This is a genomic window from Olavius algarvensis spirochete endosymbiont, assembly GCA_900608495.1.
Lineage (GTDB): Bacteria > Spirochaetota > Spirochaetia > DSM-2461 > DSM-2461 > UBA2779.
Window position 1 is genome coordinate 1 of the sequence record UWYT01000139.1, and the last position, 14,927, is coordinate 14,927.

General features: G+C 46.6%; 14 protein-coding genes. All 14 read right to left on the reverse strand.

Going from position 1 to position 14,927, the window contains the following annotated elements:
• Positions 1–273: 273 nt before the first annotated feature.
• The 14 genes from S1OALGB6SA_RS03530 to tgt all read right to left on the reverse strand — a co-directional run bounded on the left by S1OALGB6SA_RS03530 (position 274) and on the right by tgt (position 14,921).
• Entirely contained in the window at positions 274–954 is a 681-nt protein-coding gene (locus tag S1OALGB6SA_RS03530; RefSeq protein WP_124032580.1) for a hypothetical protein, read from the reverse strand.
• Between the two features lie 3 nt (positions 955–957).
• Positions 958–1,842: a hypothetical protein gene (locus tag S1OALGB6SA_RS03535; protein ID WP_124032581.1), complete on the reverse strand. Its 885-nt coding sequence runs from the start codon at positions 1,840–1,842 to the stop codon at positions 958–960.
• A complete protein-coding gene (locus tag S1OALGB6SA_RS03540; protein ID WP_124032582.1) occupies positions 1,832–2,620 on the reverse strand; it encodes a PilN family protein in 789 nt (262 codons plus the stop codon). The genes S1OALGB6SA_RS03535 and S1OALGB6SA_RS03540 overlap by 11 nt, the downstream gene beginning before the upstream one ends.
• Positions 2,617–3,801 carry a type II secretion system F family protein gene (locus tag S1OALGB6SA_RS03545; protein WP_124032583.1) on the reverse strand — a complete coding sequence of 395 codons (1,185 nt, stop codon included), beginning with the start codon at positions 3,799–3,801 and terminating at the stop codon, positions 2,617–2,619. The genes S1OALGB6SA_RS03540 and S1OALGB6SA_RS03545 overlap by 4 nt, the downstream gene beginning before the upstream one ends.
• On the reverse strand, positions 3,801–5,234 hold the full coding sequence (locus S1OALGB6SA_RS03550) for a GspE/PulE family protein (protein WP_124032584.1): 1,434 nt from the start codon (positions 5,232–5,234) through the stop codon (positions 3,801–3,803). Before S1OALGB6SA_RS03550 ends, S1OALGB6SA_RS03545 begins: the two co-directional genes overlap by 1 nt.
• Before the next feature lie 3 nt (positions 5,235–5,237).
• Positions 5,238–7,394 (reverse strand): secretin GspD/PilQ domain-containing protein, encoded by a 2,157-nt coding sequence (locus S1OALGB6SA_RS03555; RefSeq protein ID WP_195910279.1) that lies wholly within the window; start codon positions 7,392–7,394, stop codon positions 5,238–5,240.
• The gene (locus S1OALGB6SA_RS03560; RefSeq protein ID WP_195910280.1) at positions 7,391–7,816 is read right to left on the reverse strand and encodes a prepilin peptidase; all 426 of its coding nucleotides are present in this window, start codon (positions 7,814–7,816) and stop codon (positions 7,391–7,393) included. Before S1OALGB6SA_RS03560 ends, S1OALGB6SA_RS03555 begins: the two co-directional genes overlap by 4 nt.
• Positions 7,817–7,824: 8 nt before the next feature.
• Positions 7,825–8,835 carry a hypothetical protein gene (locus tag S1OALGB6SA_RS03565; protein ID WP_124032587.1) on the reverse strand — a complete coding sequence of 337 codons (1,011 nt, stop codon included), beginning with the start codon at positions 8,833–8,835 and terminating at the stop codon, positions 7,825–7,827.
• Positions 8,832–9,353, reverse strand: a complete 522-nt coding sequence (locus tag S1OALGB6SA_RS03570) for a hypothetical protein (RefSeq protein WP_124032588.1) — start codon at positions 9,351–9,353, stop codon at positions 8,832–8,834. The genes S1OALGB6SA_RS03565 and S1OALGB6SA_RS03570 overlap by 4 nt, the downstream gene beginning before the upstream one ends.
• Positions 9,331–9,552, reverse strand: a complete 222-nt coding sequence (locus tag S1OALGB6SA_RS03575; RefSeq protein WP_124032589.1) for a hypothetical protein — start codon at positions 9,550–9,552, stop codon at positions 9,331–9,333. The genes S1OALGB6SA_RS03570 and S1OALGB6SA_RS03575 overlap by 23 nt, the downstream gene beginning before the upstream one ends.
• Positions 9,524–9,979 carry a type II secretion system major pseudopilin GspG gene (gene gspG, locus S1OALGB6SA_RS03580; RefSeq protein WP_230204399.1) on the reverse strand — a complete coding sequence of 152 codons (456 nt, stop codon included), beginning with the start codon at positions 9,977–9,979 and terminating at the stop codon, positions 9,524–9,526. Before gspG ends, S1OALGB6SA_RS03575 begins: the two co-directional genes overlap by 29 nt.
• A gap of 827 nt (positions 9,980–10,806) precedes the next feature.
• The gene (locus tag S1OALGB6SA_RS03585) at positions 10,807–12,237 is read right to left on the reverse strand and encodes a HEAT repeat domain-containing protein (protein ID WP_195910281.1); all 1,431 of its coding nucleotides are present in this window, start codon (positions 12,235–12,237) and stop codon (positions 10,807–10,809) included.
• Positions 12,227–13,828: a murein biosynthesis integral membrane protein MurJ gene (murJ, locus tag S1OALGB6SA_RS03590; RefSeq protein WP_306766980.1), complete on the reverse strand. Its 1,602-nt coding sequence runs from the start codon at positions 13,826–13,828 to the stop codon at positions 12,227–12,229. Before murJ ends, S1OALGB6SA_RS03585 begins: the two co-directional genes overlap by 11 nt.
• Positions 13,800–14,921, reverse strand: coding sequence for a tRNA guanosine(34) transglycosylase Tgt (tgt, locus tag S1OALGB6SA_RS03595; RefSeq protein WP_124032592.1), 1,122 nt, complete (start codon positions 14,919–14,921; stop codon positions 13,800–13,802). The genes murJ and tgt overlap by 29 nt, the downstream gene beginning before the upstream one ends.
• Between the last annotated feature and the right edge of the window lie 6 nt (positions 14,922–14,927).

A 14,927-nucleotide genomic window follows, 5' to 3' on the forward strand; every position in this document is an offset into this window, starting at 1 on the left:
AGGCCTCTCCATCGGCACCTTCGCCCCAAAGAAAGGGTGCAAAGAGCAGCGTCTCTACCATAACAAGTCCCAGTGCACGACGCAGAAAATCCTTCAAAGTGGCAATCCTCCTATTGCACTGTATCAATACCTGCCGAAAAACGTCAAAACTATCCCACTTAATGCTTTGAAAATGAATCTGATTAAGGATGATGTCTCGTTTCTCAATCGGATTAGGCCAAACTGCGCATTGACTCCACAGCAGTCAAAAACAACTCTTGCTTCATACGAAGTTCACTCCACAGGCAGTCGGGCCCTGACTTCAGGAGCTTCATGGTTTTCAAGATATCGTTCCAGCCAGGGGCGCGCCTCCTCAGGGGATTCCAAACCATATTCGTAAGTGTTGGCTATCAGAAGATACAGATAGGGAGAGCGATGTCCCTTTTCGATGAGCAGCTGCCACTGCTTCAGCGAATCTTCAAATTCCTCTGTACGGTAATACAAAGCTCCCAGGAGAGTTATGGCTCGTGTGCCCTCCGGCTCAACGGCTAAGGAGCGCATGATAAAATCTTCCGCCTCTTCCCAGCGTAGCTCATCAAGGGCCTCTTCAGCCCAGTCAAGAAGAGACTCATTACTGGTTAACCTTATATAGAGAATTTGTCTCCTGTCACTGAAGTTCAATGTCACAACTTCCGGCTCATGGCCGTCGTTGCTGATGTGTATCAGATGTCGACCGCGTTTCAATTTCGGAATAACAAAACGTCCGTTGATATCGGATGTGTAGACGCCCTTTTCATCATCCACTCGCAGTGCCGCCCCTACGCAGGGACTGCTACGGGAATTGTACACCATGCCCATCAAAGTCGCCTCTTCAAAAACCGAAAACTCATCGACAAGGGTGCTTTCACACGAGAAGATGAGCAATAGAAGCAGGGCGATAATAAGGCAGTTCTCTTTGTTCTGAAGTAATTTCATTTCTTACTCAAGCTCCAAAATGTAGTTATTCTCATCGATAAACAGGATAACCGAACGTTCGGATTGTTCTCTTATGCTCCAGCCATTAATCCTTCTCCCCTCTTCAAGTGAATAGACGGCTCCTGCCCGCGTATCTTTGAGAGCCAATACCAGTCGTCCCGAGGGCTTTCGATATCTGCCAACTACTTCAACCCAAGCAGGTAATCGATCGGTTTGCACCGCCTCTGATGAAGAAATTGTCTGAGGTTGCAGAGGCAAAGAGGAAATCGGCAATGATTGTCCGGGAAACGGACGAAAGAGAGCGGCCGCAATCTGTGAAGTGGTCCAATTCTCTCTTTCCTTCAGGTTTTCATTATTCACAATCGGCGTTTCAACATGCAGGGTCGGATCGTATTCCGGAATCTCCGGAAGATACATGGTAAGCCGAGCCCTGGCTTCGCCATCAGTTTTCTGAATATTCACCGCAGTGAAAACCACATATTTCCCTATTTTTACCAAGTCTTCAAGATAGGCAAGGATGCTTGTCTCTGAGCCGGCAACCATGAGCTCCCAGGTTGGAATACCACCTTGCTGTGCTGCGATTGTTTCGTAGATTCTGAGGTTTCTTTCCGCCGCTCCGGCAACAGAATTAGCGGCAAAGGAGTAGAACATTTCTTCGGGGTTCTGATAGTAGCGAGTTTCTTCATCTCTTATCCGGTTCCCAACTTTTTCCAGATCGTCCTGAGTGTAAACGGAATTCTGATTGGAATGCATAAGCTGGATTGACTCATTAAGCCGACGAACCTGCATTGATACAGTGCCGGCGTCGAGTAGTTTATTTGCTGCAAGGATGAAGAACACAAGACTGGATATGCTCGTAATAAGGACAAAGATGTTTTTACGGCGCATTATAAATACCCGTTAAGGTGAAGGCAGTCAATCCGCTGCGACTGTCAGGCACAGTGCGTTCCAGTCGGCATTCTTCAAAGTAGGGATGCTTCTCCAGAATCTGTATAACGGAAAACGGATTTTCAGTTAAGCCGCGGATGGAAAAGAATCGCCCTCTAATCACAACGGCTTCAGAATGGATTCTCTCAGGTGTCGATGCGGCTAATTCCTCTATGAGATTGTAGGGATTATCGGGGCTGTTTCTTTTTAAGTACAGAAGCCTCTTCTCCATTGAATGGATTTCATCTATTAATTCTGTTTTTCCCCGCAAGAGTTCTGTTAAATTGCCATATGTCTCTGATAGTTCTGTCAATCTCTTTTGCGCCAGATATTTATAAAGCTGCCCCAGAAGAAACAGGCTCATTGCAAACAACAAAATGGACGAACTTATAATCTGAACTTTGTACCTGCTGTGAAAGCGCGGCGGAGCAAAAAAGGGATATTGACAGGGTTTGTTCTGATTCCATAGGTAATCGGTTTCCCTGATTCGCATAGCTGAATCGGGGTGAGCCTTTCTGAAGGAGGCCAGCGCATCTTTTTTGACAATAATACAAACACTTCTATGCGAGTTCGGAGCAATTTTTTTTGTCTTAACATCAATAGCATAGGATTTCGGATTACCTGGGACAAGCACTGGCAGTTTCTGCATCATAGCTGAATAAACTTCCTTTCTGCTCATGCGAGGCCAGGTTTCAGTGTGGATTTCGTATATACCGTCCGCCAGAGCCGCTGCCTTCATGCAATATCTCCTGTAACGGGGAGAAGAAGCGGGAGTACAAAAATAGCGACAAAACTGATAACAATTATTCCTACGATAAGGATAAGAATTGGTTCAATCAGTTGGGAAACTATGCTGATTTTCCGCTCTGTCAGCTCTTCAAAGTAAGAACGGATGTGGCCGAATATCTCTGAGCTGCTGCCCGTGTTCTCGCCCAGCTTAATCCATGATGCCACAATGGGCGGGATAATCAGCTCTTTACGAAATAGAATGGAGAGGGATTCACCAGATTCCGAGGAATGGGCAACACGTGCGAGAACCGATCTCAAATACCGATTACCGACTGATGAAAGAGACTCCTTGAGTGCCTGAGACAAGGTTAATCCGCCCTCAAGAATCATTTCCACGGCAAATGCCCAGTTCATGAGATTCCATTCCATAATGAATGCACCCACAAACGGGATTTTTAAGAAACCCTTAGCAAGCATATCCTTTCGTCTGATAACAAAAAGTGTAAGAAAAACTATAATCCCGGCAGCGGCAGCAATAACCATTATCCGAATCGCGAACAACCAGTTCTCTTCCGCCTCTGTTCCCTCGGTTAAGGCAGGTTCCCTCATGAGCACATTGGAGAATTCACTTAGTGTCGGAACAACCATTATAGAAAGAAAAAGGAATGCGGCAATGGTGAAGAGAAGCACGATAGTTGGATAAATCATTGAAGAAATGAATTTGTTCTTCATTCCAGAGAGCTTCTGATAGTACTGACCGAGCCGTGAGAAAACGGATCCTAGCCGTCCGACACTTTCCCCAATCGATGTAAGAGCTGTGAAAGAAGGCGGCAGACGCACAGGGGAAACCGTGAGAGCCTCTTTGAAGCCCCGGCCTTTTTCCAACTCATCTCTCCAGATAATGCAGGCCATGCCTATCCGCTTGTTCTCGTCGGCAAGGGCAGCCAGTTCCAGCGATGTTTTCAGTCTGTGCCCTGAATTGATAAGCAAGGCCAACATTGTCGATAGACGGCGAGAGTCATCAAGCTTCAGTTTGATGCGTCCCCTGCCTTTCCTGGCAGGAATTATTTTGATTGGGATGCCGCCCTCGTTGGTGATTTCCTGAATAGCCTGATTCTCATTAGGCGCGTAGCGATATTCAGTAACCGTTTTACCATTTGCAGTTTTTCTGCGGCAGTGAAAAACAGGCATTACCCTAAAACCTTCCTTAATTCAGTCAGTGAAATAACTCTGTCTTCAACCTTCTCAAAGCCATGAAATATCATGGGGGTACAGTTGATGGTTTTTAACATGACATCCCATTGCGTTCCGTTGCCTTGTTGCCGAGATATTGCCGATTCCAGTTCTGGAGTCACCGAGAAGGATTCCATGATGGCCGTACGCCCCTGATACCCGGTGTTGTCGCATCGATTGCATCCGGCTGATTCTCCGGTTTCTGAGAAATCCTCTCCGTAGCGTTTGACATAGGTTTGCTCTTCATCTGTCAGCGGACGAAATTTCAAACAGTGCGGGCAAAGCTCAGGCACAAGACGCTGGGCCATAACCCCACGCAGAATTCCCGCTATCAGGTAGGGAGGAACTCCCATATCCACAAGACGTTTAACCGCCGAGGGGGCATCATTCGTGTGAAGCGTGGATACAACCAGATGCCCTGTCAATGCGGCTCGAACTGACAACTGCGCCGTTTCTCCATCTCTAATCTCCCCAACCATAATGATGTCAGGATCCTGACGAAGAATACGCCTTAAAAGACTGCTGAAAGTCAATTCGATATCATCCCTGATAGGAATCTGATCAATGCCCGGCATCAGGTATTCTATGGGATCTTCCAGCGTGATTGTCTTTTTCGATTCGCTGCTGATTTCAGACAGAAACGCTCTCAACGTAGTGGTTTTGCCGCTGCCTGTCGGTCCTGTCGCCAAGATTAGGCCGTATGGTTTTTTGAACATTTTTCGGATTTCTTCGATGGAACGCTTAGAAAATCCAAGGTTTTCTGGAGTTCTTAGGAGTTCACTGCGGTTAAAAATTCGAAGGACAATCGATTCCCCTCTGGCCAGGGGAACACAGGAGACACGCATATGGATTTCCCTGTTGTTCAGCGTCAATGTCATTCGTCCTTCCTGAGGTCTTCTTGTTTCCAGAATATTCAGGTTGGCCAGCAGTTTAATGCGCGTGGCCACGGCTCTGAATCGTTCCGCGGAATCCTTGTAAAAAACTCGCAGTGCCCCATGAACACGACAGCGAACCACCATCTTGTCGCCGTCAACTTCAAAGTGAATATCTGACGCATCCAACGGCAAGACATCAAGAATAAGACTGTTGACCAGGTTGACCGCCGGGGCGTCATTAGCCAGCTTGTCAAGCGAGGTTTTCTCTTCCATTGTGAGACTCTCATCCTTGATGCTGCTGTCAATAGAACCATGTCGTACCAGAGCCGCCGAAAGAGCTTCGCGGGTGTAAGCTCTCCAATGAACCTGTTTGGGAAAATGATGACGCATGATTCTTTCTCGCAGGCTTTCTTGAGTCAGTTCCTTCACATAGGCAACCTCAACATCCGCCAAGCCCTCACTGAGCAACATGATGTGGTTGGCAGCCATGAAATCCAGAGAGTATTGAGTTTCCATTGTCTACCTCTCCAGGTATTTTGTATATATCCGTTCGAAAAGGACATTTTCGTCTGAGGCGCTGATATGCTGATTGTCCACATGGGCGATGATATATATAACTAGTTCGGTATCCTCGTAGGATTCAATTTGCTTCTTGAACAGCCACCCCAGCAAAGGTATTGATCCCAGAATCGGGGTTTTCTCTTCGGTGACTTGGAGCATCTGCTGGGTTAGGCCGGAAATTATGATAGGTTTTCCGGCGGGAGTTCGTATATTCGTAGCAATGCTGCGTTCGGTTGTGGAGGGAAGAACTTCCGTGCTGTTTTTATTGGAATCGGACTGCCGGCTCATCGTCGCTCTTATGTCCATTGTGATCATATTGTCCCCCGATACCCAGCCTTCAATATCGATAAGAAGACCCGATGTGATTTCCCTGGCTCCTTCGGAAACCCTGGTGTTGGTGTTTGAATCCAACCGGTAATCGCGGTATCGCGATGTGTTTGTATTTCTAAATTGTATTTTCTCGCCTGAGAGTCCATTAAGCGTTGTATCGGCCGCAATCGTAGACTCCTGACTCTCTAATCCGGCACTCAGCTTTAATGCAAATTGAACTCCGAAGTTCGTAACGACATCAAAACTGAGATTCATAAGCGGGCTGATATTGCCACTGAAGGATTTGAGCTGGTTAGACTGTGAGGAATCCGCTTCTGAAAATTTGGCCTCACTGCTCCAGTTAAACCCCTGGGTATCCTGATAGTTTACAACCAGAAGATCGTAGCGAATTTGGGAAACGGGTTTATCCATTGTATCCAACATGCGGCGAAAATAAGCGAGTTTATCGCGATTTCCGTTAAAGAAAACGAGACTGGAATCCTGGGTTACGTTGATATCCTTTTCAGTAAAGGGCGGAGGAATATTGGCCTTAAGTTCTTCTGATGTGATGTAGCGCAGTTTGACAGGGTAGCTTTCGGAAGGTTTGTCGGCCTCCATGAGGAACTGCGCCAGGGCCTGGTGTTGGTTTTCCGTCACCGAAACCAGTATACTGCTGGTTCCGGCAATCGGTGTCAATTCCAGGGAGCGTAGCTCGGGCGGGAGAATGGAATTCAAATCGGAAGTGCTCAGATAATCAAGGTTGTAGCGAGTCCACTCCCGCCCCTCAATGGGCTGATCAAGAATACTCAGATAACTTTGGATGCTGGCGATTTTTCCCAGTGACCCATATAAAATCAAGGAATTTTTGCGTTTATCCTCCCGGATATCTCCCTGGCCAACCAAACCAACAGGCAGCAGCTGGAGGGCGCTTGAAGCGCTTATGTATTCGAGCGGATGATAGACTGCGGTTTGATAGCGTGCGAGCACATTGCTTTGCTGATTATCAAAGATATAGTAGAGCTCGCCCACCTTCAGGAAATCAACTTTAACCTGCTCTGCGAGTAAGGTGAGTACTGCATCGAAATCCCTGGGCTTGAAGCTGATTCTGGTGAGAACACCTTCATTGCGTCCCAGATAGGAATACTCACGTTCGCCCAACCGGAACAGCTCGTCAATGACATCTCTGAAGCGAACGTTATCAACCTCCACCGAATACATCTCTCCCTGGCGGACAACGCTGCCGCGGGCACGGCGGGTTGTATCGGATGTCGAAGGTTTCGATTGGACGTAGAAGGAATTTCCATCCGCTATAAGTTCGTAATCGGGAAAACGTAGAATCAAGGTGTTCAGGGTTTCTTCCAATTCAGTTTCAATAACTTTTATCGTTATGCGTTCTCTAGGAAGAGCGTCAAAAAGAACAGGTTGCGGCGCTGTACGGGCTATGGCTAACACAATATCCTGCAGTAGAACATCTTCAGCCTCCAGGTTGATTCGGCTCTGAGTGTCGTAGGTCAGATTTATTCGCGATATGCGGACGATCGAATGCTTCCTTGTCCAGTACAGGCGTTCCTGCTCCAAAAAAAGAAACAGAGCCTCTTCAGGAACAATGTTGGGAGACTGAAAACTTGAAGTTCCATCTACGGTTTGATCGCTGAGAATAGTTAAATTCGCTGCGGCTCCCAGAACTTGCAGGATATCTCTGATATCCCTGTTGTGGAAAACCATCTCCGAAAGTGTTTGAGCATGTAGCGACAGAGGGAGCAGTGCGCTCAGAATCGATAAAAGCATCAATCTGTGTAATTTCACATCAAATTCTCCGGTATATAAGCACATAGCAGAGAGCACGCCGTAAGCGCCGGCGCCAGAGGAACAAGCTCCTGCTTCTCGGCATTCCCACTGATAATACGCGGCATAAGAAAAAAGAGCATCATCATCGATGCGGCAACCGCGGCTATTATCCATCGAAGGGGGCCTAGAATTCCGGCTAAGAAAATTCCCAGTTTGACATCGCCCAGGCCGAGTTTGTTTCGAGTGATTAAACGGATGCTCAACATCTGAACGGAAGCTGTCAAAGTACCTGCCAAAAAGCTTGAAGGTGAGAGTAAACCGACGAAAGTCGCAGTCAGGGAAGTTGAAAGTCCCAAAACTATAACGGTATCAGGAATTCGCAATTCCCTGATATCAACCCAGCTAGCCCATCCACCCACGAGCAGAATAAGAAACAGCATGGCCGTATTCATGAAGCAGGGTCCTTTATGTCTACCCATCGCTTTGAAACGATTCGAAAATTATCCACCTCATTACTTCTCGGAATCCGAGCCGCAATAACTATTATGCGTTTCTCAGAGTCTTCCGCACTAATCTGCCAAAACCATGTCTGGACGCCCAAGAAGGCAAAAACCTCGTCTTGCCCCTCCTCGATATCTATCATGGAACGTAATGATTCGGATGTTATTTCTCTAAATCTGCGAACTGATATAATAGCGTCCAAAGCCACATCGGGATTCGGCAGAGGCTCACCGTTGAACTGAAGAGAGAGCACAATTCTCAGCAATCGTTCATCAATAAAATGGACATTGATGAGGGGCCTGGGAGAAACAATCGGAGCGGCCTGGCCCAAATCTTCTCCAAACATGGAGTGGAAATGATTTTCCTCATCGACATTCCCGTACGAAACGATTCTTTCAGCCAGGGCGGACGATAAATCGCCCAGACGTGGTTTTAAAAGGACTTCCAATCCCTCCTTATCGATAAGGCGAGGATGGGCATATCCATAAATTCCAAAAATCGATCCAACGGCATCTCGAGGAACTATGCCTTCCAGGTTAGTTCTCGGCGAAATGCCTCCTGATGAACGCAGTTTCTGAATTTCCCCTACAGCACCGGTGGATGCCATTTCTACGGCGATGGGATTTTGGGAAAGCCAATTGATTCCGATGGTGTTTAGGTTTAATGAAGAAGAAACATCTTTAATCGATAAAAGTACCGGCTGACTCTGCGATTGAGATATGGTGGTCCAGAGGGGATCGACAGGAGCATCGACCCGCGGCGTTGGATCGGATGACAGAATCGAAAGGACTGACATTACTGCCTCTTCCAGTTGCTGTTTTCGTTGTGCATCGGCTTCATAAGTCGCTATTCGTCGACCCATGATTATCTGTGGTCCAACAAGGGCAGAAAGCAGCAGACTGGAAAATGAAAGTGCGATAAGTGAATAGAGCGTTGCTGAACCAGACTGCAAGGTCAATGCATGGCCTCCGACAACCGTGAATGAAGTGGACGTGACTGCAGATAGAGTGATGCCTTAAGCGATTCCGAGTAGGTGAGCTGAATGGAGGAAAAACGACCCTCTCCATCGAACACAGGATTGATAACCGGCACCACTATTTCGAAGTGGTAGACTGTCACGGCCTTCTCCGAAGGTCCGGAAAGCAGTATCGCATGCTCTTGAGTCTCAATGCGCAGCACGTCGATTTGATCACCGTTTTCAGCGTGTAGTTCCACACCTTTTTCTCTCTTTATGTATCGAATTCCCTGTTTCCACCAATCGCAGTAAAGAAGTTCCAGTCGCTGCTCGAAATCTCTTGTCAGAGAAACAAAACGCATAAGATCGCGATCCTGCTTCAGATTGGTAAACAGACGTCCGGTATGGGCGCTTAAGAAAATGTATACACCGCCTGAAACAATGGAAGTAAGAACTATCGCTATAAGAGCATCCACAACTGAGCCGCCCCCCTCGGTTTTACTGATTCGAGGATGATGCATAGTATTTCCAGCTTCTTTCCTGCACCTCGGCGTTGGTATAGTAGAGTTCTGTCAGTACGGAAAGGCGACGAGTTCTCACCGATACTATTGCTCCCGATACACTTACCGCCGCCACCGTCACCACGGCAAAAATAATGATAGCTACAAGAGCATCGAGTGTGGCATATCCGCTAGTTTTTCCAGGAGTGGATATCCGCATCGGGACCCTCCCCGCCTTCCAGTCCATCGGCGCCGTGTGATAATATTGCATAGGGTAGTCCCTCTGGCCCCGGGCGCCTATAGATATAGTCTCTCCCCCAGGAATCCTCAATGTCCTTCCTGGTTAGATATGGTCCAGACCATCCAGAAGGAACCGGGGATGTTACCGGCACTGCCCAAAGGGCATCAAGCCCCTGTTCTTCGCTGGGATACATGCCACAGTCCAGGTAATAGCTGTCCAGAGCCAAGGAAAATGCGGCAATTTCATTGGCGGCGGTGGCCTGTCTAGCCTTGTTCACATAACGAACACCGGCAAAGCTCACAGCTCCGGTAAGAATAAAAAAAATGGTAACTGCGATAACAGTCTCTATAAGGGCCCATCCGGCTTCAAAGGGCCGCATTTCTGCATTCAATATCCTGTTAGTCATCACTTACAGTTGCCCCTCATAGACTATGAATTTAACACACACGAGTCTTATATGCCAAGATTGGCATTTGCGAAGAACAAGTTGAAATCACAGTGGATAAGTATAGCATAAATTGCTCTCGAGAAGTGCTTTCTTTGTTGAAAGCACATCGAGGATGGGTCTGTCCTTTCGAAATCGAGGAACTTCTATATGTCGCATTTGTCATCGATATGTTTTTTTGGATGACTGACTGGATGGAAGGTTTCAACATCGGAAAATGCAAGCCTGGCTCCGGAAGCTTCAGAATAAGCACTCGAACAAGAAACATCAGTGATTATTTAGTTCGTAACAGCGATATCTCGTAATCAATAGTTCTCATCCACGATTTCTCTTGTCCATGTAAGAACTGCACAAACATGAGAGAGCTCAGACGAATGTGGAATCTTAGATGCGCATAAACGTTAGTACAACAGGAGCGGAAACTGACTCCGGAACAATGATACGTGATACCGGCCTAGCAGCTACAGTGTCACTGCTACCCTAAATATGCAATGTGAATCTCCATAACGGAGTCAGGAATTGGCGAGCCATTGCGATGCCTCGGCGGTGATTTTGGAGCTATTTGGATAGACTGCAGTGAGGCCATTTCTGCAACTGTGGAAGATGAGACTTCCGATGAGGCCCAAGTTGCCCAATCACCGCAGGCCCGGGAAAATCGAAGTGAATCCAGGGTTCATCAGCGTCGAGGCGGAAATGAGACTCGAGTTTCCCGAAGAGATTGCTCCACTGATATCTTCATTCTGAAGATGCATAGCTGGCTGAAGCCTTTGCTCCCGCAAAGCAATTGATTATCCACCATGCCTTACTTCCCGGCGCACTCGCTCGTCAATACCTTCTCTATCGAAGCTGTTTATCCTATTCATCAACGACACAATATTGTTTCGACGGATTCCTCGAATTCCGTATACTTGGATTACCCAATTTTCGTGATTAAGCATTCGCTCATAAACCGTTGCAAGAGCAGCCCATTCGATTTTTGAGGCCTCGAGGCAGATGAACTCCAGAAAACGTTCCTTATCCTCCTTCCACAATCTGTCCATGATGGAAAAAATTGCCTTTTCAGTGCCGGGTATTCTGTTCTCGGTAAGCGCCAGGAAGCTGGCCAATCGGATATCAGAAGGATTTTTGCTATTTACAAAATACTCAATTAGAAAATTCCAATCTCTTCGGTTAGATGATTTCCCCAACGCGTGAACCGACGCGATTCGAACTTGCTTTACTGGGTCGTTGACTATCTTGTATCTCAATAATTCGCGAACCCCGGGTGCATCCGATTCGGAGAGTTTTTCGGCCGCAATCATCCTTATACGCCAAAAAGAATCTCGTTTGAGCGCTTGAATTAAAACCGCGGTTATATCATCCCGATTGGGAAATTCAGCAAGTCCAGCCAGTGCATACGAACGCAGATTCGCATCATCAGTTTCATAATAAATCCTCTCAATAACTTCGTAATCTTCAATACGACCAATCTTGCCAACCGAAATACATGCGAATCTGCGATGAACGGCAGGGATACTCGCATCATCGACTATGGCAATTAGTTCGTCTGCGGCCGGCCCATAACGCAAGTCTCCAAGTGCTACTATAAGTGCCGCTACGAGCTCTTCCTCGACAAACGGATCCTCAGCCTTCAGTTTGTCCAGCAACCGTTTGATTCTCGCCGCATCTACTGCTCCACCCATAAGTCCAATGGCTCTTACGGCAGAGGTCGCAATTTCCGAATTTCGATTATCTACAATCTCAATCAGCAAATTCTGTGATTTAAAGTGCTTCAGCTTTGCCAGGTATGACATTGCCGCTTTGACTGTAGCAGGTTCAAAGGCAAGTTCGTCCACAACCTTGACCAGCTCATTTTCCGCAATAACAAGTCCGGCCTTATAAGATGTTTCTTCCCATAAACTGTATATTCCAGTGGCGATTGACGAGTTTCGAGTTTCCTGCAGTATGTCTTTCAGTACATCGTTGTACTTCTCATTCTTTTCTCTTCGGAGTTCTGTCAGTATTGTTGCCACTTCACTATCAATTCCGTTTAAAAGAACGCTCTTTCGACGATCTACCTCTTCACTTGGATTCTCCACTGGAAGATTCACTCTCATACTGTCTGGCAGGCTGTTGGAGTTGAGCGGCGAAGTTGCCACATCTAATCGATTAGGCGATTCCTGCGAGATCAGAATCTCTGAAACTAACAGGATTAAAATCAACGCTGATTTACTTCTCACCATCATTATCCTGACGTATCGAATTGAGAACCAGAGATACGGTTTCAATTTTCATCCAGCCATAGAAAAGAACTATGATTGCGGAACTTACAAGAGCAATGAGCGCTAACAATCCAACTCCTGTCCAGCTGACTCCGGATAGCCACCAGCTTCTTCCAAGGAGTTGATAAAAACCCAAAATCACTAACACGCCGGCAGTGTTACCGATTAAAATCTTTCCAAATGCTGACAATACTTCCCCTGCTATCCTGAATTTGCTTATACGTCGAATCAAAATGTACTGCAAAATCGAACCAATTGTAAAAGCTATGGAATTGGCCCATGCCAACGCAATGCTGTCCCCATCCATCCAAAAAACAAATACTAGAGATAAAGCTATGTCAATGAATACTGTTAGCAAGGCGCAAAAAAAGGATCGTTTGATTGCACCTAGAGCATATAGCGCTCTTTGAGAAATACCAAAAAGGCCGATAAAAGGCATTCCCACCGAGTACGCGGCAAGCACATTGGCCGTTGCAATCGAATTCTCAGGTGTAAAGGCACGCCTTTGAAAAGCAATAGCAACTATGGGCTCTCCAAGGAGTACTAAAATCATAGCTGAAGGAACTAGAAGGGCCCAAAGGTTTCGATATCCAAAACTTAGGCAATCTATCAAGCCGTTGTTGTCATTGAGTGCTGCACATCGACTCATTTTAGGATATAGAACAGTTGCAATTGATGCGGAAAATATACCAAAAGGGAGCTGAAAGAAGACAATTGCGTAGGTAAGAGAAGAAGTATTCCCATCGGGAAGAGTTGATGCCAGCAACATCGCTATCTGACTGTTTATCACAAATAGCGAGGAGGTGAGCAGCATAGGCAGCCATTTCCGCAAAACCCGTTTTAACGAATCATCATTGAAATCGAACGATGGAATCAGTCCATACCCCATTCTTCTAAAACTCGGGTACTGTACAAGTATCTGTGCCAGGCCGCCAGCCAGAACACCTGCACCGATTGACACCGTCCCCCATCTTCCCTGCCCGAATAGCAAAAACAGTATAACGCAAATCGAGAAAGCAATTGGAGTAAGCGCCGGAATAAGAAATCGGTTATGGCTATTGTGCACCGCCATCATAATCGCACTGAGCGAAACAAACAGCAGATAGGGCATCATCCAGCGAAGTAGTACAACACTTAGCTCTTTTTTGTACGGATCGCTGAATCTCTCGAAAATGTATAGAACCTGCTCAGGGAATAGAAGCGCCCCAAGCAAAACAGGGGCAATAATGATTATCTGAAACCCGATTATGGTTTTACCTAATCGCCTGGCCTTCAAACCAGATGTATCTAAGACAATCTCACGAGATAACTCGGGTACGAACGCAGTGCTTAAGGCGCCTTCAGCCAGAAGCTTCCTCAAATTGTTAGGAATATTGAATATCAAGTTGATAACGTCGGCTGTACCCCCTGCGCCAAACAGAGCGCCTATTGTAGCCGTGCGAACAAAACCCAAAATCCTGCTGATTAAAGTACATCCCATTATTACGAACGCAGAACGTGCGCTCCGCTGGTTGCTCGCACTATTTATCAACTGTTCCAAACCTCTCAAGAAATGCGGTTTTGAAGCCTAGAAAAGTACCGTTTCTTATTGCTCCACGCGCCTCTTCCATCATCGTAAACAGAAATTGCAAATTGTGATGGGTAAGCAGCATCGGCCCCAGTATCTCCTTCGCTACAAATAGATGCCTTAAATAACCGCGGCTGTAATGCGCACAAGCGGGACATATGCATTCTGTATCAATAGGACGAACATCATCTTTAAATTGCGAGTTCTTGACATTGATCATCCCAAATCGAGTGAAGCAAGTACCGTTTCTGGCAACTCTCGTCGGGTAAGCGCAATCAAAGAAATCAATCCCCTCTTCTATTGATTCCAGCATATACTCAGGCGTACCTATTCCCATTATATACCTAGGTTTATCACGGGGTAGCAAAGGAGCGGTATATCCAAGGAATTCCTTGAAAACTTCGGGTTTTTCGCCAACTGACAGACCGCCAATCGCATAACCGGGAAGATCCAGTTCCGATAGAAGCGATGAACTCAACACTCGTAATTCCTTGAAAAAATTTCCCTGAACAATTCCGAATAGATACCCTCTGGATGATGCGGAGTGCTCAAGATAGCGTTGTTTTGCACGTTTAGCCCAAAGAGCCGTAAGTTCAACAGCTTCACGCGCTTCATCTGCTTCTATGCCAGGGGCTGTGCAGACATCAAGTTGCATTTGAATATCGCTTCCGAGAGCAACTTGTATATCCACAACTGACTCTGGTGTTAAGAAATGCCTGGATCCATCAATGTGGGAAGTGAAAGCAACTCCATCTCTTGCAATCTTTCTAAACGATGCAAGTGAAAACACCTGAAACCCGCCTGAATCAGTGAGTATACTTCCATTCCACGATGAGAAATTGTGCAAGCCGCCATATTTCTCTATAACTTGAACGCCCGGTCTCAAATACAGGTGGTATGTATTGCTCAGAATAAGTGAATAGCCAATATGACGGAGGGTGCTGTGTTGTATCGCTTTGACCGTACCGTTGGTGCCAACAGGCAAAAATGTCGGAATTTCAACGTCGCCTCTTGGCAGGTGAAGCGTTCCGGTTCTAGCCGAGCAATCCTTGTCGTTCGCAACTATCTCTAACATCGTCGC

Coding starts and splice junctions, on each gene's coding strand:
- S1OALGB6SA_RS03530 (WP_124032580.1), bottom strand. CDS start 954: ATGAAATTACTTCAGAACAAAGAGAACTGCCTTATTATCGCCCTGCTT.
- S1OALGB6SA_RS03535 (WP_124032581.1), bottom strand. CDS start 1,842: ATGCGCCGTAAAAACATCTTTGTCCTTATTACGAGCATATCCAGTCTT.
- S1OALGB6SA_RS03550 (WP_124032584.1), bottom strand. CDS start 5,234: ATGGAAACTCAATACTCTCTGGATTTCATGGCTGCCAACCACATCATG.
- S1OALGB6SA_RS03545 (WP_124032583.1), bottom strand. CDS start 3,801: ATGCCTGTTTTTCACTGCCGCAGAAAAACTGCAAATGGTAAAACGGTT.
- S1OALGB6SA_RS03540 (WP_124032582.1), bottom strand. CDS start 2,620: ATGAAGGCAGCGGCTCTGGCGGACGGTATATACGAAATCCACACTGAA.
- S1OALGB6SA_RS03570 (WP_124032588.1), bottom strand. CDS start 9,353: ATGCATCATCCTCGAATCAGTAAAACCGAGGGGGGCGGCTCAGTTGTG.
- S1OALGB6SA_RS03560 (WP_195910280.1), bottom strand. CDS start 7,816: ATGCTGTTTCTTATTCTGCTCGTGGGTGGATGGGCTAGCTGGGTTGAT.
- S1OALGB6SA_RS03575 (WP_124032589.1), bottom strand. CDS start 9,552: ATGCGGATATCCACTCCTGGAAAAACTAGCGGATATGCCACACTCGAT.
- gspG (WP_230204399.1), bottom strand. CDS start 9,979: ATGACTAACAGGATATTGAATGCAGAAATGCGGCCCTTTGAAGCCGGA.
- tgt (WP_124032592.1), bottom strand. CDS start 14,921: ATGTTAGAGATAGTTGCGAACGACAAGGATTGCTCGGCTAGAACCGGA.